This is a genomic window from Kaistia defluvii (assembly GCF_040548815.1).
GTDB classification, from domain to species: domain Bacteria; phylum Pseudomonadota; class Alphaproteobacteria; order Rhizobiales; family Kaistiaceae; genus Kaistia; species Kaistia defluvii_A.
The window spans coordinates 667,035-691,270 of sequence record NZ_JBEPSM010000003.1 but is presented as its reverse complement, the minus strand read 5'-3'; the positions used below and the strand labels follow the sequence as shown (position 1 = coordinate 691,270).

Annotated in this window: 20 protein-coding genes and 1 pseudogene; 12 read left to right on the top strand and 9 right to left on the bottom strand. The window is 63.5% G+C overall.

Features of this window, described 5'->3' with window-relative positions; translation table 11 throughout:
• Positions 1–215: 215 nt before the first annotated feature.
• Positions 216–959 carry a GntR family transcriptional regulator gene (locus ABIE08_RS20020; protein WP_354553594.1) on the top strand — a complete coding sequence of 248 codons (744 nt, stop codon included), beginning with the start codon at positions 216–218 and terminating at the stop codon, positions 957–959.
• 617 nt (positions 960–1,576) lie between these two features.
• Here the strand turns inward: ABIE08_RS20020 and ABIE08_RS20015 are convergent.
• Positions 1,577–2,497, bottom strand: a complete 921-nt coding sequence (locus tag ABIE08_RS20015; RefSeq protein WP_354553593.1) for a LysR family transcriptional regulator — start codon at positions 2,495–2,497, stop codon at positions 1,577–1,579.
• A gap of 119 nt (positions 2,498–2,616) precedes the next feature.
• On the opposite strand from ABIE08_RS20015, the gene ABIE08_RS20010 reads away from it, so the two are divergent.
• From ABIE08_RS20010 to ABIE08_RS19995, 4 genes are all read left to right on the top strand, one after another.
• The gene (locus ABIE08_RS20010; RefSeq protein WP_354553592.1) at positions 2,617–3,471 is read left to right on the top strand and encodes an NmrA family NAD(P)-binding protein; all 855 of its coding nucleotides are present in this window, start codon (positions 2,617–2,619) and stop codon (positions 3,469–3,471) included.
• Positions 3,472–3,528: 57 nt separating this feature from the next.
• Entirely contained in the window at positions 3,529–4,407 is an 879-nt protein-coding gene (locus ABIE08_RS20005; RefSeq protein ID WP_354553591.1) for an NmrA/HSCARG family protein, read from the top strand.
• 138 nt (positions 4,408–4,545) lie between these two features.
• Positions 4,546–5,397 carry an alpha/beta hydrolase gene (locus ABIE08_RS20000; protein ID WP_354553590.1) on the top strand — a complete coding sequence of 284 codons (852 nt, stop codon included), beginning with the start codon at positions 4,546–4,548 and terminating at the stop codon, positions 5,395–5,397.
• Between the two features lie 2 nt (positions 5,398–5,399).
• A complete protein-coding gene (locus ABIE08_RS19995; RefSeq protein ID WP_354553589.1) occupies positions 5,400–5,783 on the top strand; it encodes a hypothetical protein in 384 nt (127 codons plus the stop codon).
• Between the two features lie 476 nt (positions 5,784–6,259).
• Here ABIE08_RS19995 and ABIE08_RS19990 read toward each other — a convergent pair whose 3' ends face one another.
• From ABIE08_RS19990 to ABIE08_RS19955, 8 genes and pseudogenes are all read right to left on the bottom strand, one after another.
• A complete protein-coding gene (locus ABIE08_RS19990; protein ID WP_354553588.1) occupies positions 6,260–7,231 on the bottom strand; it encodes a sugar-binding transcriptional regulator in 972 nt (323 codons plus the stop codon).
• A 44-nt stretch (positions 7,232–7,275) separates the two neighbouring features.
• Positions 7,276–7,995 carry an amidohydrolase family protein gene (locus tag ABIE08_RS19985; RefSeq protein ID WP_354553587.1) on the bottom strand — a complete coding sequence of 240 codons (720 nt, stop codon included), beginning with the start codon at positions 7,993–7,995 and terminating at the stop codon, positions 7,276–7,278.
• 10 nt (positions 7,996–8,005) lie between these two features.
• The gene (locus tag ABIE08_RS19980; protein ID WP_354553586.1) at positions 8,006–8,992 is read right to left on the bottom strand and encodes an ABC transporter permease; all 987 of its coding nucleotides are present in this window, start codon (positions 8,990–8,992) and stop codon (positions 8,006–8,008) included.
• Between the two features lie 10 nt (positions 8,993–9,002).
• A complete protein-coding gene (locus ABIE08_RS19975) occupies positions 9,003–11,549 on the bottom strand; it encodes an ATP-binding cassette domain-containing protein (protein ID WP_354553585.1) in 2,547 nt (848 codons plus the stop codon).
• Positions 11,550–11,608: 59 nt separating this feature from the next.
• On the bottom strand, positions 11,609–12,652 hold the full coding sequence (locus ABIE08_RS19970; protein WP_354553584.1) for a sugar ABC transporter substrate-binding protein: 1,044 nt from the start codon (positions 12,650–12,652) through the stop codon (positions 11,609–11,611).
• 621 nt (positions 12,653–13,273) lie between these two features.
• A complete protein-coding gene (locus ABIE08_RS19965) occupies positions 13,274–13,666 on the bottom strand; it encodes a response regulator (protein WP_354553583.1) in 393 nt (130 codons plus the stop codon).
• A gap of 54 nt (positions 13,667–13,720) precedes the next feature.
• Positions 13,721–14,765, bottom strand: a pseudogene (locus ABIE08_RS19960) (sensor histidine kinase).
• 229 nt (positions 14,766–14,994) lie between these two features.
• Positions 14,995–15,891, bottom strand: coding sequence for an alpha/beta fold hydrolase (locus tag ABIE08_RS19955; RefSeq protein WP_354553582.1), 897 nt, complete (start codon positions 15,889–15,891; stop codon positions 14,995–14,997).
• A 192-nt stretch (positions 15,892–16,083) separates the two neighbouring features.
• Between ABIE08_RS19955 and ABIE08_RS19950 the strand changes: the two genes are divergently transcribed.
• The 7 genes from ABIE08_RS19950 (at position 16,084) to ABIE08_RS19920 (ending at position 24,165) form a co-directional block, all read left to right on the top strand.
• Positions 16,084–16,605, top strand: a complete 522-nt coding sequence (locus ABIE08_RS19950; protein WP_354553581.1) for a response regulator — start codon at positions 16,084–16,086, stop codon at positions 16,603–16,605.
• Positions 16,606–16,696: 91 nt separating this feature from the next.
• On the top strand, positions 16,697–18,625 hold the full coding sequence (locus ABIE08_RS19945) for a methyl-accepting chemotaxis protein (protein ID WP_354553580.1): 1,929 nt from the start codon (positions 16,697–16,699) through the stop codon (positions 18,623–18,625).
• Complete coding sequence (locus ABIE08_RS19940) at positions 18,625–20,061, top strand: chemotaxis protein CheW (protein WP_354553579.1); 1,437 nt, start codon at positions 18,625–18,627, stop codon at positions 20,059–20,061. Before ABIE08_RS19945 ends, ABIE08_RS19940 begins: the two co-directional genes overlap by 1 nt.
• Positions 20,058–21,137 carry a chemotaxis-specific protein-glutamate methyltransferase CheB gene (cheB, locus tag ABIE08_RS19935; protein ID WP_354553578.1) on the top strand — a complete coding sequence of 360 codons (1,080 nt, stop codon included), beginning with the start codon at positions 20,058–20,060 and terminating at the stop codon, positions 21,135–21,137. Before ABIE08_RS19940 ends, cheB begins: the two co-directional genes overlap by 4 nt.
• Positions 21,134–21,982, top strand: a complete 849-nt coding sequence (locus ABIE08_RS19930; RefSeq protein ID WP_354553577.1) for a CheR family methyltransferase — start codon at positions 21,134–21,136, stop codon at positions 21,980–21,982. Before cheB ends, ABIE08_RS19930 begins: the two co-directional genes overlap by 4 nt.
• A complete protein-coding gene (locus tag ABIE08_RS19925; protein WP_354553576.1) occupies positions 21,983–23,920 on the top strand; it encodes a chemotaxis protein CheA in 1,938 nt (645 codons plus the stop codon). It begins immediately after the preceding gene.
• Positions 23,917–24,165 (top strand): hypothetical protein, encoded by a 249-nt coding sequence (locus ABIE08_RS19920; RefSeq protein WP_354553575.1) that lies wholly within the window; start codon positions 23,917–23,919, stop codon positions 24,163–24,165. Before ABIE08_RS19925 ends, ABIE08_RS19920 begins: the two co-directional genes overlap by 4 nt.
• Positions 24,166–24,236 lie beyond the last annotated feature (71 nt).

Sequence of the window (24,236 nt, the reverse complement as noted above, 5' to 3'; positions counted from 1 at the left end):
ATGTAATTACATTTGGCAAGCCCGATTTGCGCAAAAAGATAGCTGGATATAATTCGGCCTATAAACTAGCCATTATGACTACTGCCTGAGCGACATCCTGCGTTTCCGTGTAGATCCCAGCCCGCGCGATTCCAGAGCGCCGGGTCCCCAGCCCTTGCGGGCATCGATGCCGAAATGGTAGATCTGACAATTGTCATTACATTATCAGGGGCACGATGAGCTGGAACGCAGCACGGCTTTCGGATGAGGGCGCGCCGAAATGGTTTCAGATCGCCGGTATCCTTCGGCAATCGATCGTCGAGGGTGAATTCCAGGCCGGCGACGCCATGCCCACCGAGGCCCACCTCAACGAAGTCTTCGAGGTCAGTCGCACGACCGCGCGCGCCGCGCTGAACAAGCTGGTCCAGGAGGGCTTGATCACCCGTCGTTCCGGCGTCGGCTCGATCGTTCTGGGTGGCCGCGTCGACCAGCCCGTCAACCAGATCCGTGGCTTCACCGAGGACATGCAGCTGCGTGGCCTGAAGCCGTCTTTCGAGGTGCTGTCGGCCGGCTGGAGCCAGTCGAGCGGCGAGGCCGCGCAGGCGCTGGGGCTGGCGTCATCCGACAAGCCGTTCCGGTCGGATCGCCTGCTGCGCGCCAATGACCGGTTGATGGGCTATTCGGTGTCGTGGATCCGGCCCGACGTGTTCGGCGCGATGGCGCCGCCAACCGAGGCGCTGCTTGCCGGCGGCTCGCTGTATGCCTGGCTGCGCGAGAATCTGGGCATCGAGATTTCCGGCGGCGTCGAATTCATCGAGGCCAATCTGGCTAGCCAGGAAATCGCGCAACTCCTGGATGTCGAGCCGGCGTCCGCTGTGCTGGTGGTGACGAGAATCGCGAAGTCAACCGCCGGCCTGCCAGTCGAGTTCGCTGTCGTGACCTATCGCGCCGACCGTTATCGTTTCCGCGTTGAGCTATAGCGCTTGGCCTTTTTGCTGCCCAATGTGCGGTCCCGGAGTGACACGGTGGAGTGCACCGGATATGCGGCGCGCCGTATAAGCGTCTCCCGATCAACAGCGCCGACACTGGCCGCCGAAGGGCGCTCCATCAACTCATGGCAAAAGTGGTGAAAACTGCCACAACTGGTTTGGCAAGGCGCCCACCCCATCTATCGTCCGGATTGGGCCGACTGCCGATTGCCCAGTTCTGGCCCACACACTAAGAAAGCCGACCTTCGGCCGACGCGCCCAATTCAGTCACTGGCAGCTACACGCGGAAAACCCGAAAGCCGCCAGGCCATAAGGCTGCATTGGCCTCTCGCCCTTTTGCGGCCGTTCTGGCGCGCTGCCGGAGGCGTCCGCATGCGCTGGCAAATGAGACATTTTCTGCAGCGATTGCCAGTCGGTGGCGGCGGACTGCGCGCATGGTAAGACATTTCGGTTATACATTGATTATCTGGTCAGTCATGACAAAGATGACCTACATCTTCTGCGCGATCTCCCATCTTGAATTCGAAGAGTCGTGACGGGAGTTGATTGGCAGTGGATCAGCGTTGAGTTTTTATGTCTCGCTTTACCTCTGACAACAACGAGACTTTCTACAAGGTCAGCGTATCTTTCATCCATAGGCTTCCAGGACGGCTCGCTTCCTTCATATAGTCGACGAAGGCGCGCACGACAGGCGACAGTTCGCGGCGGCTTGGGAACACTAGGTTGACCTCGACAGCCGGCGGGGACCAGTCCGGCAATATATCGACAAGCTGACCCGCTAGGATCTGCGGCGCGCAGATATAGCCGCTCAAGAGTCCCAATCCGGCACCGTTGGCAACCAAGCGGTGAATGGTGAGCGCTTCATTGACCGAGAGGCGCGGCTTGACTTCGACGCGCACGGTCTCCTTTCCCCGGGAAAAGGTCCAGGGCCTCGCCCTGCCATCCGGGCCCGGCATATCGATCGTCTCATGTCCCGCAAGATGGTCGATCGATGACGGTCTCCCTCGGCGCTCAAGATAGGAGGGGGCGGCGCAAAGATAGCGGCGTATCTCGCCGAGCTTCACCACGACCATCCCCGAATCCGGCAGCGGCCCCATGCGGACCGCGACATCGACCGCCTGCGCTACGAGGTCGGCGGGGCGGCTGTCGAGATCCAGCGAGATTTCGATATCGGGATAGAGCAGAAGGAATCCAGGCAATTGCTCGGCGAGCACATTGACGCCGAACCCAACGCCCGCGCTGATCTTCAGCAGACCGCGCGGCTGCCCCGCGAGGCTGCGGACATAGTCCAACGCATCCCTGAGATTTGCGATGATATCGGTGCTGCGTTCGAGCAGCGCCTGCCCTGTCGGTGTCAGTACGACGTCGCGCGTGGTCCGCTGGAACAATCGGGTTCCGAGTTGCGCCTCCAGCCGGGCGATCGCGCGGCTGACGTTGGATTTCGGCATGCCAAGCGCGCGCGCCGCCGCCGTAAAGCTCTTCAGCGACGCGACCTTCTCGAACATCTGCAAGGAGTTGATGTCGAACATGCCGCATTGTCGCACTTATCGGCACAGTCTGTCCAATATCCACGACAAACTAAACCTAGGTGCAACGATCTCGGCATGCGACAGCATAGTCTCGCCACCGAAACGCGAGGATTGACCTGATGATCGAGACAATCTTGGTCGTGGGCGCGAGCGGTAAATTCGCCGGGCTCGTCGTTCCCGAATTGGCGCACCGAGGCGCCAAGATCCGCGCGATGATCCATCACGCTCGCGACGAGCCTGCCGTTCGCAGGGCAGGTGCGCAGGACGTCGTGCTCGGCGATCTGACCGACCGTGCGAGCGTCACCGCCGCTCTTCGGGGCGTTGATCGCGTCTTCTACATCGCACCGGTTGCGCTTCCCGAAGAGGCTACCATAGGCAACGCCTTTGTCGATGCGGCGATCGCGGCCGGCGTTCGCCGCTTCGTGTTCTCATCGGTCATTCATCCGGTGTTGAGCGGCCTTCCCAACCACGCGCTGAAGGCGCCGGTCGAGAATGCGGTCCTCAATTCGGCGCTCGAATACACCTTCCTGCATCCGACCGTGCTGTTTCAGAACTTTGCCGGGGCTTGGGACGGGATCGTCAGGACCGGGGTCGTCGCCGAGCCTTGGTCGAATGACACCCGCTTCAGCCGGGTCGACTATCGCGATGTCGCCGAAGCGGCCGCGATCGCGTTGACGCAGGATCGGCTTCTGTATGGAACGTTCGAGCTGTGCGCCACCGGATGGCTGAATCGGCATGACGTTGCAGCGCTTATCGGCGAGGTGCTGGGCCGCGAGATTGTGCCCCAACGGATGGATCCTGGCACGCTTCCTGGCAATACGCAGGCGCTGCGCCCGATGTTCGACCACTATGATCGCATTGGTCTGCGCGGTAGCGCGCTGACGCTCGCCGCCATTCTGGGCCGCGAGCCGCGCACACTGGGCAGCTATTTCGAAGAACTTGCCGCCGGTGCCGGATCGAGAGCCGGCCTGTGAAAGCCGGCACGGCCGCGGTGATCACCGGCAACTTTACCCTCCAGAGGAGATTTCGCCATGACCATTCTCGTCACGGGCAGTACGGGGACGATCGGGGCGCAGGTACTGGCGCATCTTCAAGGTCTGAGCGTCGATATCCGCGCGTTGACGCGCTCGCCAGAAACGGCGCAGCTCCCCGCTGGCTTGATGGCGGTCCGCGGCGACCTCGCCGACCCGGATTCGGTGCGCGCGGCCCTCGAAGGCGTCAGCACGCTGTTCGTGCTCGCCCCGAATGTCGCGGATGAACTGACACAAGCCATGCTGACGCTGACGGTCGCCCGTGAGGCCGGCGTCAAGGGCATCGTCTATCTCTCGGTGTTCGGCGGCGACGCCTATGCCGACGTGCCACATTTCGCCGGCAAATATACGGCCGAGCGCATGATCGAGGCGCTCGATCTGCCGGCGACGATCCTGCGCCCGGCCTATTTCATCCAGAACGATCTGCGCCAGAAGGACGGACTTCTGGAGGCCGGCGTCTATGGCTCACCGATTGGCGCGAAGGGCGTCTCGATGGTCGATATCCGCGACATCGGCGAGGCCGCTGCCATCGAACTGGTCCGCCGCGAGCAGGCTGCGGCACCGCTTGGCCGCGAGACCTACGCCCTGGTTGGCCCCGACGGCCTGACGGGCGAAGGGATTGCGGCCATCTGGAGCGAAGCGCTCGGACGCCCGGTTCGCTATGGCGGTGACGATCTCGCCATCATGGAGCAACGTCTGAAGACCATGCTCCCCGCCTGGCACGCGCTCGACCTGCGCCTGATGTTCAGCCGCTATCAGACGGAAGGCGCGGTGGCGGCCGCGGACGACCTCGCGCGCCTGACCAAGCTGCTCGGTCATGCCCCGCGCTCCTATGCCGCTTTCGCCAGGGAAGCCGCCGCCCAATGGACGACTGTCTGAACCCCTCGCCCCCCAGGAAAGAGACCTGCCGTCGTGACAATCCAACCTCTATCGCCCGACGACGCTCCGGCTGTCGCCGCGATGCGCGAGGCTGCCTCGGCCCATAAGGGCGAGCCGCTCGGTCCCGAGGCGCGGCCGATGTTCGACGCCATGATTGCCGCCACGGCCGCCGCCGCGGATGTGCAGGTTGAGGCCGCGACCGTTGGCGGGATTGCGGGCTTCTGGCTACGGCCGGCTAATGCGCGAGCGGACGCGCACATGCTCTACATCCACGGCGGCGGTTACGTGCTCGGCTCGGCAGAGGCGTTCCTCCATTTCGCGGGCCAGATCGCGGCGCGCGTCGGCGCGAATGCCTTCGTCCCCGAATATCGCCTCGCGCCCGAGCATCCGTTCCCGGCCGCCATCGACGATGTCGTCGCGGCCTATCGCGGTCTGGTCGCGGAAGGGGCCGAACGGATCGTGGTCGTGGGCGACTCGGCGGGCGGCGGCCTGACGCTGTCGCTGCTGTCGATCCTCGCCTCTGACAACACCAAGGGCACGGTGCTTCCGGCCGGTGCGGCGGTGATGTCGCCCTGGACCGATCTGGCGCTCACGGGCGAGAGCTTCGAGACGCGAGCGGAGGCGGACCCGATCTTCACGCGCGGCGTGCTCCAAGGTTTCGCCGACATGTATCTCCAAGGCGAGGATCCCACAAACCCCAGGGCGTCGCCGCTCCATGCAGATCTCGAGGGCCTGCCACCTGTTCGCATCGATGTCGGCGACAATGAAGTGCTGCTCGCCGATTCCGTCCGTTACGCCGGCCGGGCGCGGGCGGCGGGCGTCGAGATTGCGCTATCGGTCTGGGAGGGCATGCCGCATGTGTTCCAATCCTCCCTCGGCCAGTTTGTGGCCGCCGAACAGTCCGTGAACGCCATCAGCGACTTCCTCCGCCAGAGGCTCGTTGCCCCGGCTGACAACGTCGTTCTATCCAACCCGCTCAAAGGAGCCTGATCATGACGCGCGTATTGTTTGTCGGGCAAACGCCCGAAACCGTTGATTTTTCCGATCCCTCCCTGCCGCCCGGCTTCAATGCTGAAAAAATCCGCGAGGGATTCGAGGTTGCGGAGACGTCCATGCGCGAGCGCGGTTGGGACAAAGACCTCTGCATGATCGCGCCCGACGACAGCGGCATCGCCATGCTGGCCGCGCAACTCGCGAAGGCGGATTATGATTGCGTGGTGATCGGTGGTGGCCTGCGCATCCCGCCCAAAGGGTTGCCGTTCTTTGAGCGGGTCGTGAACGCTATCCACAAGGGCGCTCCGAAGGCGGCGATCGCCTTCAACACCCGTCCCCAGGATACGGCGGAGGCCGCAGCGCGCTGGGTCGGCGCCGATTGATCATATTCTCGCATTGAAGTGGCGAGGTCACGGCGTCCGTGACGTTCCGTGGCCTTGCGCAATGGCACGCGCATCCGAAATTCGTCTGCCTTGCGCCAATAGGAGACCTCACAAAGCGCGTGTCCGGGCATCCGATATGGGGCCGGGAGCGGACTGGCAGTTCCTGAAGAGCAAGCAACGATAACGGACGTGTGACCGGATCAAACGTCGCAAGATGACAGCCTTGGATAGGCGGCGATAGCGCTTACTGTATTGTGCGCGCTGGCGTCTCAGCCGCGTTCCACCGGACGACCGAATGTGTTCGTCGAGAACCTCAACGACAAACGCATTCAAATTTCTGTCCCTTCAACAACCAACTGCGCGGCACAACTAGCAGACCCTATACAGTCCGTATTGGTCGAAAATCCGTCTACGCCGTGCATTTTAGCACTTAAATATCTAAGATACGAAGATCATAAATAGAATTTTTCTGCACCTCAGCCCGAATATAGAATAAGTCTTGCAGTGTTCTCGTCTGTGATCAGAGAGTTTGCTAGCTTTCCCTTAAGGGCGGCGCGTATTGCCGGCGCGCGAGAGACGCCGGAAGCGACGATCGTCGTGGGCCGATCGGCGGGCTGTGTCCGGATGAAGGAGGTCAGCCGGTCATGGTAATCCGCATCGATGATTTTACCTTCCGCCGAGATGGCACAGCCGAGTAATTCTCCGACGCCACCGGCTTCCATCGCCTGAGCCGTCTCGGCGGCTGTGATGAAGCCGTCGCGATACAAGGTCGCGTCGGCTCCCCAATAGCCTATCCCCATGATCAGCAACGTTGCTTCCTCCACGAGAGAACGCAAAACGCCATATCCGGACTGCGCCTTCAGCACGGTCCTCTCTTCAATCGTGTTGGTAACGACCGGCATGGGAAGCGGATAGCATTGGGCATTGAGCCGCTCGGCCAATCGGGTCACGACGTCATAGTGGGTTGCTCGTCCGTCCCGTGTCAGGTTGCCCATCAGGGAAACGCAACGATGCTGCGGGCGATCCATAGGCGGTAGCCGGCGAGCGAGCTCGCGCATCGCTCCGCCGCTGCCGATACCGATGGTCAACGGCGCCTTCTGCTGGATGATGTTCTCCAGGTAGAAAGTGGCCTGCGAAGCAACGGAGGGGACGTCTTCCGTGCTGCCGCTTTCGTTCAGGCACACGTCGCAATAGACTAACTCAAACCGATCCCGGAGCCGTTCGGCTAGTTCAATTGTCTCCGCTAGCGGGTGCACGAGCTGAAACCGGATCAAGCGCTCGGAATTCGCCAGCGCGATCAGTCGCTGGACGATTTGACGAGAAACATTGAGCTCGGTTGCGATCTGTTCCTGGGTCCGGCTCTTGAAATAATAGAGCCAGGCCGCACGCGCGGCGAGGTCCAGCCTTCGCTCTCCAGCCGGATCCGGCCGTTCCATCGACGTCGTCACGAGAAACCCTTCAACTTGTGCGGATGCCGGATCGATGTCTAGCGTCAGAGTTTCAAAAGACGAGCTATATTGCCACCGACGATCGAGCCATAGCCACCGAGATCCGGTGTCGACCGCTCCATCTTCTGGAATTCGAACTCATAGTCGACGAACGGCGAGTCGGTGCCCCATATGACTTTCTCCGGGCCCAGTCGCTTGACGGCTGTCTGGATCTCGAAGATCGGCGCCCTTGATGTCTCCAGATAGAGATTGTCGAACTGGCTGGCAAAATCGATGGCCTGCTCAACAGCCCAAAAGAAGCCCATATGGGCCATCAGGAGCGGCACGCGTGGAAAGCGCGCGGCCATGAGGGCGAATTCCGGCGGGCTGTTGAAAAGATCGCTCGCGCCGTGGACGATGATCGGAAAGCCCAGTTCGTCGGCGACCCTGAAGAGAGGATCGACGAGTTCCGGATCGGCCAGGTGATATCCGTTGATCGTCGGATGAAGCTTCAATCCCTTGAAGCCCCAATCGGTGATGCAGTGCCGGACGATTTCCGCTGCGTTGGCTTCCCATGGGTTGACCGCGCAGAACGGGATCAGCCGGTCCGGGAATTCGTCAAAGGCGTTCTTGACGAAATCATTGGTGAAATTGCCTTCGACGAAGGGGAATACGACGGCCTTGTCGACGCCGGCGACGTCAAGCTTTGCCACCAGCTCCGCGCCAGTCTGTCGAGCCCCGGGACGATCGCCGAGATGATTATGGGCGTCGATGATCATGCTCATGTGTGTCTCCCTAATTGTTTCGTTTCAAAGCGCCGATGGCCATGGCAAGCAGGATGAACCCGCCGTTCAAGGCGAAACGATACGGCGCGCCAAGCCCCAGAAGCGTCAGTCCGTTGCTCAGGAATGTGATGAACAGGGCGCCGAGCAGGGTTCCCCAGATCGTGATATCGCCTCGCTTGGAGAGCAGAGTGCCGAGATAGACGGCGGCGAAGGCATCCAGCAAATAAGGCTCGGCACCGCGCGGCACCGCGATGCTGGTGCGCGAGACCAGCGCCACGCCCGCGATGCTCGCCAGCAGGCCGGCCAGCACGAATCCGCCGGCGAACACCGCCCGGATGTTGATGCCGGCCAGATAGGCGGCGCGAGCATTGCCGCCAACCGCCCGGGCGCGGCGGGCAAATGTCGTGAAACGGGTGACCACCATCATGGCGGCGAACACCAGCAGGGCGAGCACGACCAGCGCCGAAAAGGGACCGATCGATCCCTGCCCGACGAAGAAAAAGTTGCGCGTCAATCCGCGGGGCAGCGTGAACAGGATCTGCGGTTCAGCGCCGTTTGTCATCAACAACTCGCCAGACCGGATGACGAACATCATTCCCAGCGTTCCTATGATCGCGGGAACCCCGGCATAGGCAACCAGCAGGCCATTCACCAAGCCGGCGAACAGCCCGAAGAAGATCGGCACAGTAAAAACGATCCAGAGCGACTGTCCATGCAGAAGGAGGACCGCCGCGAGAAGCCCGGCGGCATCGGCGATCTGCGCAATCGACAGATCGACGCCGCGCATCGCCATGACGACGGCCAGCCCAAACGACATGATGATGAGAATGGAGCTCTGATGCAGGACATTGCCGATATTGGCAACGGACAGGAATGCCGGCTTCAGGACAGAGAAGACCAGCAGGATCAGGATCATGCCGAGGATCGGTCCATAAGCTCGCAACTGTTCGAGCAGGAACGGTTCGCTGGTGCGTTTCACGGTGGTTGCGGATTGCATGAGCGTCCCCTCAGAAAATCAGGACCTGCCCGATGCCGCGCTTGCGCGACAGACCGAGCAGAATCGACAACACAAGCACGATGCCCTGTATTCCGGGCAACGCCTGATTGGAGACGCCCATCAGAATCAGGCCATTGGAAAGCGACGCCAGGAAAACCGCCGCGATGACCGTGCCGATGACATCCAGTTCACCAGCGCGGGAAATGGTGCTGCCAAGGAAGGTCGCCGCCAGCGCGCTGATCAGGAAATCGATGCCGGTTGCCATCGCGGAGGCGCCGTAGCTGTAGGCCGCGAGGACGACGCCAGCCAGCCCCAGAACGAGTCCCCCGAGCGCGAAGGAGGCAAAGGCATAGCGGCTCTGGCCGACACCGCGCAGCGAAGCCGCCGCCGCGTTTTGGCCGACCGCATACATGCGAAGCCCAAGCCGGGTCTTTCTGAGCAGGACATGCAGCCCAAGGGTGAACCCCATCAGCAGGATGAACACGAACGGCACCGGCCCGACATAGCCTTGGCCCAGAAAGAAAAAGCCAGGCATGTTGCTGAGCGTCAGCGCCTGGCCACCATTGAACAGCAAGGTCGCACCCATGATGACGAACATCATGCCCAATGTCGCCACGAAGGCCGGAATGCGCAGGATCAGCACCAGGCCGGCGTTGACGACGCCGACGGCCAGCCCCATGGCGCCACCCAGTGCGATCGCCGCGGTGGATCCAAACCCGGCAAGCAAGGTGCCGGCGGCAATGTTGGCGGCAAACTGGCTGGCGGCGCCCGACGACATGTCAAAGCCGCCCGCGATCAGCACCACCGTCAATCCAAGCGCGATGAACGCCAGGACGCTTCCCTGCTTCAAAACGTCGAAGATGTTTCCGGGTGCGATGAATTGTGGCGCGAAGGCTGCGATCACGCCGATCACCAGCAACATTCCGATCACGGTTCCCCAACGGGACAGGGCCCTCTTGGCGACCGATCGGCTCGATGCCTTCTCGGTGTCCGCGCTTGCTGCCTCGGCTCTTTCCGCCTTTTCCGATTCCGCGCTGCCAGACGCCCAGAACAGCAGGGCCTCCGGTGTCGCCTCCTGCTGGTCCACGATGACCTTGCTGATGCGGCCCTTGCGCATCACCACGGTCCGATCACACATCGCCGAAATCTCCTCGAAATCCGAGGAGATGAAGATCACGGCGGCGCCGGATCGCGCCAGTTCCACCATCTGCCGGTAGATCTCGATTTTTGAGCCGACATCGACACCCGTTGTCGGCTCATCGAAAAGGAACACCCGCGATTCGCCTGTCAGCCATCGGCCAACGACCACTTTCTGCTGATTTCCGCCGGAGAGATTTCGGATTTGGGGCTTTATCGACGGGGGTTGGATATCGAGGCGGGTGACCAGTTCGCGCGCGGCGGCGGCCTCTTCGCGCAAGTTGATCAGGCCGAACCTGGCCCAGCGTGAAATATTCGGAAGCGTAAGGTTCTCGCGTACCGCCAAATCGGCGATCAGCCCTTCGTGGCGTCTATCTTCCGGTATCAGCGCGAGGCCGTGTTCCTTGGCGATCCGTGGATCCGCCGGGTTGGACGGTTTGCCGTCGATGGTGACCGTTCCGCCATCGCGGGTAAGGGCGCCCACGAGAGTTAGCGCCAGTTCGGAGCGTCCCGCGCCAACAAGACCTGCAATACCCAGAATTTCGCCCCGCCGAACGGTAAGATCGATGCCGTGCAGCGTCGAGCCGAGTGTTAGGCCGCGCACCTCAAGCAAGGGCGCGCCGATTGCCACTTTTTCTTTCGGATAGAGTTGCGAGACGTCGCGTCCGACGATCATCCGGACAAGGTCGCTGCGGGCGACCTCGCTGACGGAGGCCGTCGCCACCAGTTTCCCATCCCGCAGGACCGAAATCCGGTCGACGAGATTCAGGACCTCGTCGAGATAGTGGGAGATGTAGATGATCGTGACGCCCTGCGACCGGAGGGCTCGGATGATGCCGAACAGGCGCTCCGCTTCCTTGTCGCTCAGCGAGGCGGTCGGCTCGTCCAGGATGAGGGCGGTGGGCTTGCGCAAGAGCGCTGCGGCGATCGAAACCTGTGCGCGCTGCGCAACGGAAAGGTCGCGGACGAGTGTGTCCGGGGAGAAATCAGCCTGGACGCGATCGAGCGCCTCCTGGACGCGTGTTCGCATGGCCTTGCGGTCCAGCAGGCCGCCCATTCGAACGAGTTCGTTGCCAAGTAACGCGTTGCTCGTCACATCGAACTGAGCGATGAGCGGCTGATCCTGATGGACGATGGCGATTCCGTTGGCCTCGGCCTCGCGTACATCGCGGAGGCGGACCTCCTTGCCATCGATGAAGATCCGTCCTTCGTCCGGCTGGTATACGCCCGTCAGTATCTTCACCAGCGTCGACTTGCCCGCGCCGTTCTGCCCAAGCAGGGCATGGATTTCGACCTGCCGGATTGACAGGGACACGTCGTCGAGTGCCAGCACGCCTGGAAACGACTTGCGAATGGAGCGGCACTCGACAGCCGTGCGGACGGGCGCGGCGGAGACCGCTGCGGGACTTGTAATCGACATGAATTCAACCCTCAGGCCAGGAAGGGCTGGAGTGGAGGCGCCGCTCCAGCCAGGTGTCGTCAGGGGAGAACCGGCCGTACGACGATGAGTTCACCGTCCTGTGGCCAGCGACCTTCCACGTCGGCCTTGGCAATTCCGTTTTCCCAGAAGGAGGGTCCCCAGCGCTTCTCCGCCGCGGCTACGCCATTGGCGTGCGTGGCGACATAGACTTCCGTGAAGATCGCGCTCGGAAACTCCTTCTTGCCGCCGACGGCGGCAACGAGGGATTCCGCAGCGAGACGTCCGATCGCCGGCACGTCCTGAACCACGGTCGCCACAAACGGGCTGCCCTCGTCGAGCAGCATCTGGAAGCCGACCTTGTCGCCGTCGATCGAGGCAATCTTGATCTCGTCGCGGCCGGAGCGGCGGACGGCTTCGACCGCGCCCGATACCAGAAGATCATAGGCGCCCCAGACACCGGCAATGCTTCCTTTTTCAGGATTTGCCGTCAGCAGATCTTCCATCTGCGTCTGTACTTTAGCGGCGCTGTGTTCGGTTGGAACCCACTGCACCTTTACATTCGGGTAATCCGCCACGACGGCGTCGAAGACGCGCTTGCGTGTTTCGAGCAGCGGCGCGCCCGGCACCCAGAAGCCGACAATATTGCCCCGATAGTCGATGCTGGACAGAAGCGTCCGCGCCAACATGGCAGCCATCAGGCTTTCGTCGCCGCCAACGTCAGCGATGGCGCCTTCTGTCTTCGAGCCGATCGACGTCGTGATCACCGGAATGCCGGCGGCGGTCGCCTTGGCCACCACGGGCGCAAGCTGCTGTGGATCACCCAGTTGGACGATGATTCCGGCGACTCCCGAGTTGATCAGGCTTTCGATATTCTCATTGTGCTTGCGGGGGTCGGTTCCGCCATCCGTGACCACGACTTCCGCGCCGGCCGCCTGCAGCACTGCTGTCGCGCCTGCGTTGATGTCACGGTTGTAGTCGTTGGTAATTTCACGAGCCGCGAGACCGATTTTCTTGCCGGCAAGCGCCTGGGCGTGGGCCGGTCCGGTCGCAAGCGTCATCGACGCCAGCAGCGCTGCCGCTGCCAACCCTCTGAAAAGTTTCATGGGATTCCTCCGTTTGGTCGTTTCCGCCGGCGCTTTGCGCTCTTTTTATTCGGTCGAGCATTTGCTCGATATAAGAATAATTGCGCGTATCATATCAGGAGTCAACTGGCCAATACGTGACCTGTTTCGTTCTTTTGATCGGTGACTAAGCAATTATTCGAAATTGTCACTCCGCAAGACCAACAAGGCGATACCAAGTGCCACTCTGGTTTCGCCTATCGCGGCGCGAGACATGTGCCCTAAGCGGGTGCCGGGGGCCATGGGAATGGACCTCGCCCGCGGCGTCGGACGTTTGGAATTATTGCGGACGTACGGTGGCCAGAGACACCGAATAATGCCCAGGCGGCGCTTGGCACTTAGCAGGCATCAGGCGCTAGTGTGGCAGAGAACTCGACGGCTGATCGAGGGTCACGTCCCCGTGACTAATTGGCCCTGCTTCATCACCAGCATAGGCTCGTTCAGGCCAGTGACGCTCACGCGCGCATTTGCGACCGCGATCAGGTCGGCGGCTTTGCCGGCAACGAGGCTGCCTGTATCCGCCGCATGCCGAGCGCCTGCGCGGCGCAGAACGAGCGGCCCGGCAGTGCGGTTTCCCTTATCTGGGATCCGTCGGGTGAGCGGCTAGGCCGTCGAGCCATCCGGTATCTCGCCCGACAGCAGTAGAGCCATTGCGAGAGTGATGGAGTGATCATCGTATGGCTTGGAGAAAAACCGGCTGCCCCCTGGCAAGCTGCTCTCCTCGAGAATGGCGGCGCCGGAGGCGACAATCAGCCTTACGGGAGGCCAGCGCTTTCGGATGTAGTGGGAAAGCTTGATCCCGTCCATGGTGCCGGGCATCTGCACGTCGGTGAACACCAGATCGATATCCTGCCGGGATCCGAGGATAGCAATTGCCTCGTCCGCATTGGACGCCTGAAGGGCCACGTAGCCCGCAGCGAGCACGAGATCGACCGCGCCCAATCGAATGATCGCGCTGTCTTCGACCACGAGCACGACAGCTTTGCCGTTATTCATTGCTCACTCGAGTGATTGTAGATGGGGAGCCCAAGACCTTGCACAAAATGCTTGCTAGGCGGCGGCGGGAAGGTCGGCTTTGATGCCGGCGCTTTCCACATGGCTGATGGAGACCTTCGTGCCAGGGTCGGCATTGGTGACCTGGATTTCCCCAAGCATGTTTTTCGCCAAGGCCTCGACGATGCCACTGCCCAATCCCGCTTTGGGTGCGTCGTCACCTGAGGGCATGCCGATGCCGTCGTCGACGACGGAAAGCGTCCAGTCCTGTCCAGAACTCTGATAGTCGACCCTAATCGTTCCAACTCGCTCGTCAGGAAATGCGTGCTTGAGGGCGTTGATGACGAGTTCGGTCACGATAAGCCCCAGGCTCACGGACACATCAGCCGTGACGCGACTGTCATCGACCGTAACCTGGATCGAAAGGCGATCCGGGTCGGCAATCATGGATGCGCCGAGGCTTTGGCAAAGCTGATTGAAATAGTTGCGGACCTCAACGTCACTGGCGCCGGACATGGACAATTGGCTGCAGGGCAGCGATAGACATAACGCGATGATGGGCGTTCTGAAGGTGGCCACGCGCCTCTTCTGACAAGACCCGACGGGCGTTCTGCATGAGCACGCTCGCAATGATCTGAAGGCTGTTGGCGACCCGATGCTGAACTTCCTGAAGCAGCATCGCCTTGTCGCGAACCAGATCATCTTTCAGTCGCGCTTCGGCCCGGGCATCGGTCACGTCGGTGACGGCGAGAAGGAGACGGATATGGTCGACGTCCCCGTCATCGAGCGTGCGCGCGTTGACGACCAACTGCCGGGTTTTCTGATTGGGCCGCACCAGGTCGATTTCGTAGGCTTCTACCTGAACGCTTCCCGAGGCAGTGGCCTTCAGCAACAGGTCAAGCTTGGGCATAGCCCATTCGCCGCTGCCTAACTGGCCCAGCTGTCTGCCGGGAATTGACGCGGGATCGATCCCGAATGTCCGGCAAAACGACGTGCTCCCAGCGATGATGGTCAAGTCGTCGGTCAGGAAAAGAAGCGGTTCGTTGGATGACACCACGACCGCAAGAGTGCTTGCCGCTTCAAAATGCGCGCTGGGGGACATAGGTGGCCCTCGAGGGCCGGAGACTTGCGAAGCAAGTCATTACTCGGCAACGACGCCAAGCCGCCAGATGGGCTGGCTCGACGGGGTCACCCTATCACACCTTGCGCAGAAGCCCTTCATCCCAATGTTTTGTCTCCGGGCCCTAGGGCCATGGCGACGCCGGCGGCACGATCCTGAACGGCACGCCGGGCCGGGGTAACTAGCGGCAACTGCGAGAGGGTTTCCCGCTCTAGTTCTCAGATGCCCGTCGGACAGTGCGGTCAATCGCCTCGATAACCTGTCCATAGAGCGCGGGCGGCAAATCATGCCCCATGCCGTCGATCAACAGGAGATCCGCGTTCGGGATCGAGGCGGCCGTGTCCAGGCCGCCTGCCGGCGAGATGAGGGGATCGTCGGTTCCATGAATGACGAGCGTCGGTGCCGTGACGGTCGCCAGACGGGAACGCCGGTCACCGGCCACGGCCATCGCGGCAATTTGCCGTCCGCTGCCGCCGGGATCGTAGGCACGGCGAACCTCTTCCAGGACGAGAAGATCATGAGCCTCCTCGTCGAAAGGGTGCTTGCCGGCAATGCGGCGCGCGAAGGCAAGGCTGTGAGCGAGAAACCCAGCCTCGTCCAGGGCGGGATCTGGCGCGGGCCGCATCATCATCGCCATGACGTCGGGCTCAGCTTGTGGAAGTGCTGGATTGCCCGTGGTCGACATGATCGACGTCAAGGACAGTATCCGCTCCGGATGCTCGCTCGCCATGATCTGCGCGATCATGCCGCCCATCGATCGCCCCACCACGTGCGCGCGGTCGATGGCGAGCTCATCGAGCAAACCGATGGCGTCTGCGGCCATGTCATAAAGGGTATAGGGAACGTCGGGTCGCTGTCCCGACCTAAGTGCAGCCGCCAGCGCGGCGAAATCCGGTTTCGCGTACTGCGGAAAATGGGTCGAGCCTCCAGCGTCGCGATTGTCGAACCGGATTGCGCGATAGCCTCGCCCTGCCAGCGCTTGGCAGAACGGCGCCGTCCATCGGATCCTCTGAGTACCCAGCCCGGCAATCAGCAGGATCGGCAGATCCCCGTCGTTGCCGAAACTGTCATAGGCCACATCGATCCCGTTGGCTTTCACGAAGCGCATCGTCCCATTCCGCCCGGCTCTTGCTGAAGAATTTGATCGGCGTGGTTATATCCGGGTAAAATGGTGAGGTCAATTATTACCCGGGTAATAATTGACCTTCGAGCCGAAAAGGGAATAGACCCCGGCTTGCCGCCATTGCGCTTGGCTGCGACAGGCGAATGAGGCTGCAGCATCGCGCCTGCCCTCAACCGGATGCCCGAGCAGGGGGTCGGTTGCGGCGCCTTCTCCGCTCAAACGGGGTCGCTCAAAGAAAAATCGCGCTCGTCGTGGAACCAAACGCTTTCGAGCCGGTTGAAGCGCCGCGAGGATAGTTGGGGGCCGGGGTATTTCGTGTCGGGTGTAAGGCCAAGAGTCCTCGTCATTGAGGACGAACCGATCATTCTCATGCTTCTGGAAGAGTATCTTCTCGACGCGGGCTGTGATCTCGTTGCTAGCGCGGCGACTCTGGAGAAGGCACTCGTTCTTGCCGCCACCGAGGATGTCGACTTCGCCATACTCGACGTCAGCCTTGGCGCGCAGTCCTCCTTCCCGGTCGCGGAAGCTCTCTTGCAGCGCGACATTCCCTTTCTCTTCGCGTCGGGCTTCGGCAGCCAGGCTCTGCCGGCGCAGTATCGCGGCCACCGGATTCTCGCCAAACCCTTTGATTTTGCCGAGCTCGTGGAGGGGATCGACGCGACGCTGGGCAATCGTTTTTCACTGAGAAAAGGCGCCTAGACGCCGGCTTGGTGGACTGGATGCGCCCGGCTACACTTCGCCGGAACGGGTTGAAACTGGCCGCGTGCAAGGGGCCGTTTAGGAAAATGACATGGTGCTGGTGAAGACGTCCGAGATCGCGAAGCGCGCCGACGCGCCGGCCCCGTCGGCGGCAGTGGCCGCCCCCGAGACCAAGGGCGCCGCAGCGCGTCGATCCCAGGACCGGGCCCGGGTCCGCCAGCAGAAGGTGGCCGAGCGGATCGGCGCCGCGACCGAGGAATTGGCGAGCGGGATGACCGAGGCCGCGGCGGCGGCTCAACAGCTGCGCCAGTCGCTGGAGCAGATCTCGGCGGGTGCCGAGGAAGCGGCCGGAGCGGCCCAGGAGTCCCAGGGCGCCGTCGAGATGCTGGGGGCGACGTTCTCCCGGGTTCGCGATTCCGCAGAGACCTCGCGGCGCAAGACGGATGCCCTGCATGCCGCCGCGCTGGAAAGTGCGGCCCAGATCGAGGACGCCATCACCTCCCTCGTCACGGCCTCCACGCGCCAGCTCGCTTCGGTGGATATCGCGGTGCGGCTGGAGAAGCAGGCGGCCGGCATCGGCGCAACGACGCAGATGGTGGCGGACATTTCGGACCGCACGAACCTGCTCGCCCTGAATGCGGCGATCGAAGCCGCCCGCGCCGGCGATGTCGGCAAGGGATTCGCCGTGGTTGCCGACGAGGTCCGCGCCCTGGCCGAAGTGGCGGAGCGGACAGCCCGCGACATTGAGGGGCAGTCCACCAGCATCCAGCGAGAGGTACAGACGCTCGCCGAGCAGATCCGCGGCGCGGCGAGCACCGCCCAGCGCCAGACGGTGACGGCCCGTTCCATCACCGACCATCTTTCCGCCATGCGCGATGATCTCGGGGCGCTTTCCGACAGCAGCCAGAAGATCCTCGCCTCCGCAATCGAGGCGGACGTCGCCGTTCGCGAGGCCGGCCGCGGTTCGGAACTCGTGGCCAGCGCCGCCGAGCAACAGTCCGCGGCCGTGGCGCAGGCCCAGCGATCGGTCCAGCAGCAGAGCCAGGCCTTGGACCAGAGCCAGGAGGCCGCCCAGTCCCTGGCCGTCCTGGCCGAGGACCTGCACGGACAGGGCTCCGCGGCCAGCGGGCGGGAGCAGCTCAGCGCCGCGGCCGAGGAACTGTCGGCCACAGTTCAGGAACTCGCCGGCGCCGCCGCGGAAATCCTGATCGCGATCGACCAGATCGGCCGAGGCGCCCAGGCCCAGGCGGCAGCGACGCAGCAATCGAATGCGGCGCTGCAGTCCGTCGAGAAGACGCTCGACCAGTCGGAAAAAGCAACGCGCCTCGCCATCGAGCGGGCCCGTTCGATCGCGTCGCTCTCGGCCAAGACGCAGACCGCGCTGGAAGAGATCAGCGGGAACTTCGCGGCGACCTTGGACGGGACGCAGATTTCACTCGACGTGCTGAACTCGCTGGCGGACGTCTCGCGAAACATCGAGAAAAGCATCGACCGGATCGTCCTGGTATCGGTCCAGACGAGCATGCTTTCAGTGTCGGGGTCGATCGAGGCCGCCAGGTCCGGCGAAGCCGGCCGGGGTTTCGCGCAGGTCTCCAGCGACATTCGCAAGCTCGCCCAGGAAGGCAGCGACTATATCGAGGGCGTCAAGGACGTCGTGCGGCTGATGCAACTGCAGATCGCCACCATGCGCCATGATCTCGAGATGGTCCTGGAAGTCGCCGGAAACGAGCGAAGCAAGAATGCGGCGGTGATCGAGCGCATGAAGAGCGTCGAGCGCGATATCGCCGCGATCGCCAAAGGCAGCGACGAGATGCTTGGCCAGGCCCAGCTTGCCCTCGCCGCGGTGCGGGAAGTGCAGTCCGGGACCCTGCAGATCGCGACCGCGGCCCAGGAAGCAAGCGCGGCGGCGATCACGGCCAGCACGGCTGCCAAGGAGCAGTCGCGCGCGGCCGAGGACCTTGCCGCCGCGATCGAGGAAATTGCGTCGCTCGCCGACGAGTTGCAGCTGGCGGCCAGCTAATGGCGGGGGCAAAGGCTCGCATAGCCAGCGAGGCCGGACGCAAGCTGACCGTCGTCATCGATGGCCGCGACTATCTGCTTCCAGCGGAAAAGGTGCTCGAGGTCGGGCGTCGGCCTGCGATTACGCGCGTTCCAAACAGCTTGCCGGCCCTGGCGGGCCTGATGAATTTTCATGGGTTGGCCATCCCCGTCATCCGCCTGAGCGGGTTGGTGCCTTCGACCAAGGGCGGCGCGCCGGCGCCATCCCGGGAAACCAGGGTTGTCGTTTATGACGAGCACGGCGCGGTCGCGCTTCTTATCGATGACGTCCGCCAGCTGACATCCGGCAAGGCTTCTGCGGCGCAGTCGCTCGATGTCGCCGAACTGCTGGCTGCCCAATTCTTCGAAGCTGCCCCGCTGCCCCATCGTGCGGCCAGCCAGCCCGCGGACCCGCACAGGGAGACCGAGGCTGACGGGGACACGCGTGCGCTGCTGTCATTCCGCCTGTCCGGACAGCACTTCGCCCTGCCGCTGGAAAATGTTGCCGAGGTCCTGAAGCTGCCGGCCGAGGTCACCGGACTGCCGAAGGGGGCGGCGACGTCCGTCGGCATGATCGTCCTTCGGGAGGATGTCGTCCCGCTGGTTTCGCTCGCGGCGCTGCTCGGCCTTGCCGAGGCTCTCGGTGAGACGCGGCACGTCGTTGTGGTCCATTTCGGAGATGAGCGTATCGGACTGGTTTCCGGGCTGCTGACTGGCGTCGTTCGGGTTCCCGAGACCTCCATCGATCCCGTTCCGGCGATCCTCCAGCGCGGAACCGGCGATGCGGAGATTGACGCGATCGCTCGGGGTGACGGCCGTCGGCCGCTGATCTCGATCCTGACGCCGGCGCGCCTGTTTCGAAACCGCGAGGTCCGCGCGGCGTTGGCGGGCCAGGGCGTCAGGGAGACCGACATGCCGGACCATCGCGCCGCCGACCCGGACCAGCGCTTCCTCGTCTTCGCTGTCGGCGACGACGTCTTCGGCCTGCCGATCGAGTCGGTCGACGAGATCGTCCAACTGCCCAACGCGATTTCCCGCGTTCCCAACGCGCCGGACTTCATCGCCGGCGTGATCAACATCCGGGGCAAGGCGGTTCCGGTGATCGACCAGCGCATGCGCTTCCAGGCGGCGGGGGGCCTCGGGGCGAAGCGGCCGCGCGTCATCGTGGTGACGATCGACAAGCTGCAGGCCGGCTTCATCGTCGATTCCGTCTCGGAGATCCTGATGGTGCCAACCTCCGCCATCAGGCCGGCGCCCAGCTTGCCGGGAAATGGCGGCCAGATCTTCGACCGGGTCACCACTCGGGGCGACGACGGCGCGATGATCCTCCTCGTCGATCCGAAGGAACTGCTGGACAGGGCCGAGCGGGACCTTCTCAAGCGCTTCCAGCCGACAGCCGACACGGCACAACCGTCGTGATCCGCCTCCTGATTGTCGACGATTCCGCCTTGATGCGCCGCTTCCTGGGCCGGATCTTCGAGGCTGAACCCGACTTCGAGATCGCCTCGGCGCGCGATGGCGCGGAGGCGCTGGACATGATCCGCGATTTCGCCCCCCACGTCGTCACCCTCGATATCACGATGCCCAGGATGGACGGCCTCGCCTGTCTCGATCGCATCATGGTCGAACACCCCTGCCCCGTCGTGATGGTCTCCGCCCTGACCGAGGATGGCGCGGACGAGACGCTGCGGGCGCTTGAAATGGGCGCGATCGACTTCATTCCGAAGCCGCAGGGCACGATCTCGCTGCATGCCGACGAACTGGCGCCGCTGATCGTCGAGCGCGTCCGCGCCGCGGCAGCCGCCAGGGTGCCGCGAAGCCGACGCCTGGCCGAACGCGTCCGGTTTCGGGCCGAGAGTCACGCGGCGCGGTCCTCGCAGTCAGCCCGCCCCGTCGCATCGAAGGCGGATTTCCAGCTTTCGGACGACTGCGTGGTGCTGATCGGCTGTTCGACCGGGGGCCCGCCGGCGCTCGATGCCGTGCTGTCCGGCCTGCCGGGCGATTTCCCGTGGCCGGTCGTCGTAGCCCAGCACATGCCGGTCTCGTTCACCGGCCCGCTGGCGCGCCGGCTCGACAAGCTTTGCGCGGTTTCGGTCGTCGAGGTGACGAAGCCGACGCCCCTGGAAGCCGGGCATGTCTATATTGGCCGGGGCGATGCGGATGTCGTCCTGACCCGCCGCAACAAGGTGCTCACCGCCATCGCCATGCCCGCCGATCCGGAGCACCGGTGGCATCCCAGCGTCGACCGCATGGTGCGCAGCGCCATGGAGCATGTGACCGCCAGCCGGCTCGTCGGACTGCTCATGACCGGCATGGGCAATGACGGGGCGGCGACGATGGCCGAATTGCGATCGCGCGGCGGCCATACGATTGCCGAGGCCAAGCAGAGCGCCGTCGTATGGGGAATGCCCGGAGAGCTCGTGAAGCTGGATGGCGCGGTCGATGTCGTCGAACTGCCGCGTATTGGCGAGCGCCTGATGGAGCTGGCGCGATGACCACAGGCGAAGATTCGCGATACCTTTCGACAGCCGATCTGCTGCGGCTTTGCGATTTCCTGTACCGGCGCACCGGGATGCTCTTCGGCGAGACAAAGCGATACTACATCGACCGACGCGCTGCGGACCGCGTTGCCGCGACGGGCGCCGTGTCCTTCGGATCCTATTTCAATCTTCTCCTCAGCGACCCCAATGAGGCGGAGCACCTGATCAACCGCTTCACGGTCAACGAAACCTATTTCTACCGCGAGGAACACCAGCTTCGCTGCCTGAGCGCCTCGCTGCTGCCGGACCGCATCCGTGACAAGATGCCGGGCGACCGCATCCGTATCTGGTCCGTTCCCTGCTCCACGGGCGAAGAACCCTATTCGATCGCGATCTGGCTGCTGGAGAACTGGCACCTCGTCGATGCCTACAATGTCGAGATCGTCGGTTCGGATATCGACAGCGTCGTGCTGAAGGATGCGAGCCTCGGCGAATACGGCAAGCGTTCCGTTTCCCGCCTGTCGGACGATCTCCGGCAACGCTATTTCGAGCGCGCCGGCGGGGACCGATGGCGGATCATCCAGGACCTGCGCGAATCCGTCAGCTTCCGCCCCGCCAACCTGATCGACGCCCAGTCCATGGCGTCCGAAGGCGCGTTCGACATCATCTTCTGCCGCAACGTGCTGATCTATTTCGACGATGAATCGCGCCGGCGGACCGTCGACCATCTCTATGATGCGCTGCTGCCGGGAGGATATCTCTGCCTGGGGCATACCGAATCCATGAACCGGATCTCCCAGCGGTTCGAGGTTGCCCGGTTCGAGGACGCTGTCGTCTACCGTCGCGCGCGGGGAAACTGAGTGGACGATCTCCTGGCCCAGTTCGTCATCGAGGCGGCGGAACTCACGCAGCAGGCGGCGGAGGATCTGCTCGCGCTGGAGCGCGAGCCGGGCGACCGCGCCAGGCTGGACAGCGCCTTCCGCGCCATTCACACTCTCAAGGGATCGGTCGGCCTCTTCGATCTCGCCCCGATGCAGAGCGCGCTGCACGCCGCCGAGGATGTGCTGGGGCTTGCGAAGAAGGAAGACGCCGAACTCGATCCCAGCCGGATCGATCCGATGTTCGCGGTCGTCGAATGGGTCGACCGCTGCGTCCGGGATCTGGAGCAGACCGGCTCGCTCGGCGCCAAGGCTCAGGAGGAAAGCGCGGAACTGGTTCGCGCCCTCGGGTCCAAGGCATCCGCCTCCGCTTCCGCGGTCCCGCCTTCGCTTACCTCCGGGCCGGTTCCGCCCTGGGCCGCGAGCCTTTTCGAGGCCCATCCGACGGGCCAAGGCGCGGATGCGGTAGCCTTTCGTTACGCGCCGACGCCGCAGTGCTTCTTCAACGGCGATGATCCGGTGACGCTGCTGGCCGCCGTGCCGCAGATCGTCTTCGCGCGGATCCTGACGCGCGACGAATGGCCAGCGCCGACGGAGATGAACCCTTTCCGCAGCAATCTGATCTTCGAGGCGATCTCGACGGCGAAGCGGGCGGATATCGAAGCGGTGTTCCGTCTCATTCCCGACCAGATCGCCATCGTCCAGGCGCGACTGGCCGCGCAGCCGGCGCCCCCGCCGGAACCTGTCGAGCCGAGCGCACGAACGATCCGCGTCGATCTTGCGCGGATCGATGACATCGTGACGCTCGTTGGCGAAGTGCTCGCCGCCAAGAACGGCATGTCCGCCCTCGTCGCCGAGGCGCAGGCGCTCGCCGGAGGGCTGCCGCTTTCCCGCAATATCGCGACCGCCCAACAGGACCTCACCCGCCTGATCAACCGGCTGCAGCGCGCCACGACCGACGTTCGCATGGTTCCGCTCGGCGATACGCTGCGCCGCCTGCCGCGCCTCGCGCGCGAGATTTCCGGACAGACCGGCAAGCCGCTGCAACTCGACGTCTCCGGCAGCGAGATCGAGGCCGACAAGAGCATCGTCGATGGCCTGTACGAGCCGCTGCTGCACATGCTTCGAAACGCGGTCGACCACGGCATCGAGACGGAGGAGCAGAGGCGGATCGCCGGCAAACCCGCCAAGGGCCGGATCTCGGTCACGGCCCGGCAGGTCGGCCACCGCATCGAACTGCAGGTCGCCGACGATGGTCGCGGAATCGAGCCCGAGCAGATCCGCGCCACGGCGCTGGCGCGTGGCCTGATCCCGCGCGAGGCTGCCGAGAGCCTGGACGGAACCGCCATCCTGGACCTGCTGTTCGCCCCCGGCTTTTCGACTTCGGAAAGCGTCACGGACCTTTCCGGGCGGGGCGTCGGCATGGATGCGGTACGGACGGCGGTGCGGCGCCTGGGCGGCAAGGTCGCCATCGCCAGCACGGTCGGAGCGGGAACGACGATCACGCTGTCCCTTCCCACCGGCTTCTCCATGAGCCGCATCCTGGTGGTCTCCAGCTCCGGCGAAGCCTATGGCATTCCGCTGGAAGCGGTCGCGGAAACGCTCCGCATACCGTCCGACGCGCTCGTGAAGGTCCGCGCCGGCGAGGCCTATGTGCTCCGCAACCGCACCCTTCCCGTGCTGCGGCTCGGCGACATCCTGGGCACCCCCACCCCGCCCCGGCCGAACGAGCTGATGCTGGTGCTGGAACTGGGAGCCACCGTGGTCGGCCTCGTAGTCGACAGTATCGGGGAACGCTTCGAGACCTTGCTTCGACCGCCCTCTGGCCTGCTGAAGCATGCCAACAGCATTCTGGGCACGGCCGTGGTCGGCGACGGCCGGATCGTCATCGTGCTGAACCTGGAGGCGCTGCTATCATGACGGTTGCCGTGGAAGGAATGGAGATCCGGCTGACTGGTCGATGCGGCGTCGAGGAGGCGGAGACGCTGCTGGCAGCGCTTCATGCCGCGCCGGAAAGCCGCGTTGTGCTCGCCGCCGAGCGGGTCCATACATCCCTCTGGCAGGTGCTGCTGGCCTTACGCCCCGATGTCGAGGGCGAGGCGCCGGATCCGTTTTCGGCTCAGTTCATTCTCCCTCAGATCCGACGAAATGATCCGGCACCATGAAGACATACCCGACGGTGTTCCTTAAAAAGAGGAACAATCGAACATCATCACACCTGCAATCTGGAACCTGA

What these genes read in the sequence shown, in the direction of transcription:
- ABIE08_RS20020 (WP_354553594.1), top strand. Translation starts at nt 216, where the DNA reads ATGAGCTGGAACGCAGCACGGCTTTCGGATGAGGGCGCGCCGAAATGG.
- ABIE08_RS20015 (WP_354553593.1), bottom strand. Translation starts at nt 2,497, where the DNA reads ATGTTCGACATCAACTCCTTGCAGATGTTCGAGAAGGTCGCGTCGCTG.
- ABIE08_RS20010 (WP_354553592.1), top strand. Translation starts at nt 2,617, where the DNA reads ATGATCGAGACAATCTTGGTCGTGGGCGCGAGCGGTAAATTCGCCGGG.
- ABIE08_RS20005 (WP_354553591.1), top strand. Translation starts at nt 3,529, where the DNA reads ATGACCATTCTCGTCACGGGCAGTACGGGGACGATCGGGGCGCAGGTA.
- ABIE08_RS20000 (WP_354553590.1), top strand. Translation starts at nt 4,546, where the DNA reads ATGTTCGACGCCATGATTGCCGCCACGGCCGCCGCCGCGGATGTGCAG.
- ABIE08_RS19995 (WP_354553589.1), top strand. Translation starts at nt 5,400, where the DNA reads ATGACGCGCGTATTGTTTGTCGGGCAAACGCCCGAAACCGTTGATTTT.
- ABIE08_RS19985 (WP_354553587.1), bottom strand. Translation starts at nt 7,995, where the DNA reads ATGAGCATGATCATCGACGCCCATAATCATCTCGGCGATCGTCCCGGG.
- ABIE08_RS19980 (WP_354553586.1), bottom strand. Translation starts at nt 8,992, where the DNA reads ATGCAATCCGCAACCACCGTGAAACGCACCAGCGAACCGTTCCTGCTC.
- ABIE08_RS19975 (WP_354553585.1), bottom strand. Translation starts at nt 11,549, where the DNA reads ATGTCGATTACAAGTCCCGCAGCGGTCTCCGCCGCGCCCGTCCGCACG.
- ABIE08_RS19970 (WP_354553584.1), bottom strand. Translation starts at nt 12,652, where the DNA reads ATGAAACTTTTCAGAGGGTTGGCAGCGGCAGCGCTGCTGGCGTCGATG.
- ABIE08_RS19965 (WP_354553583.1), bottom strand. Translation starts at nt 13,666, where the DNA reads ATGAATAACGGCAAAGCTGTCGTGCTCGTGGTCGAAGACAGCGCGATC.
- ABIE08_RS19955 (WP_354553582.1), bottom strand. Translation starts at nt 15,891, where the DNA reads ATGCGCTTCGTGAAAGCCAACGGGATCGATGTGGCCTATGACAGTTTC.
- ABIE08_RS19950 (WP_354553581.1), top strand. Translation starts at nt 16,084, where the DNA reads ATGCCCGAGCAGGGGGTCGGTTGCGGCGCCTTCTCCGCTCAAACGGGG.
- ABIE08_RS19945 (WP_354553580.1), top strand. Translation starts at nt 16,697, where the DNA reads ATGGTGCTGGTGAAGACGTCCGAGATCGCGAAGCGCGCCGACGCGCCG.
- ABIE08_RS19940 (WP_354553579.1), top strand. Translation starts at nt 18,625, where the DNA reads ATGGCGGGGGCAAAGGCTCGCATAGCCAGCGAGGCCGGACGCAAGCTG.
- ABIE08_RS19930 (WP_354553577.1), top strand. Translation starts at nt 21,134, where the DNA reads ATGACCACAGGCGAAGATTCGCGATACCTTTCGACAGCCGATCTGCTG.
- ABIE08_RS19920 (WP_354553575.1), top strand. Translation starts at nt 23,917, where the DNA reads ATGACGGTTGCCGTGGAAGGAATGGAGATCCGGCTGACTGGTCGATGC.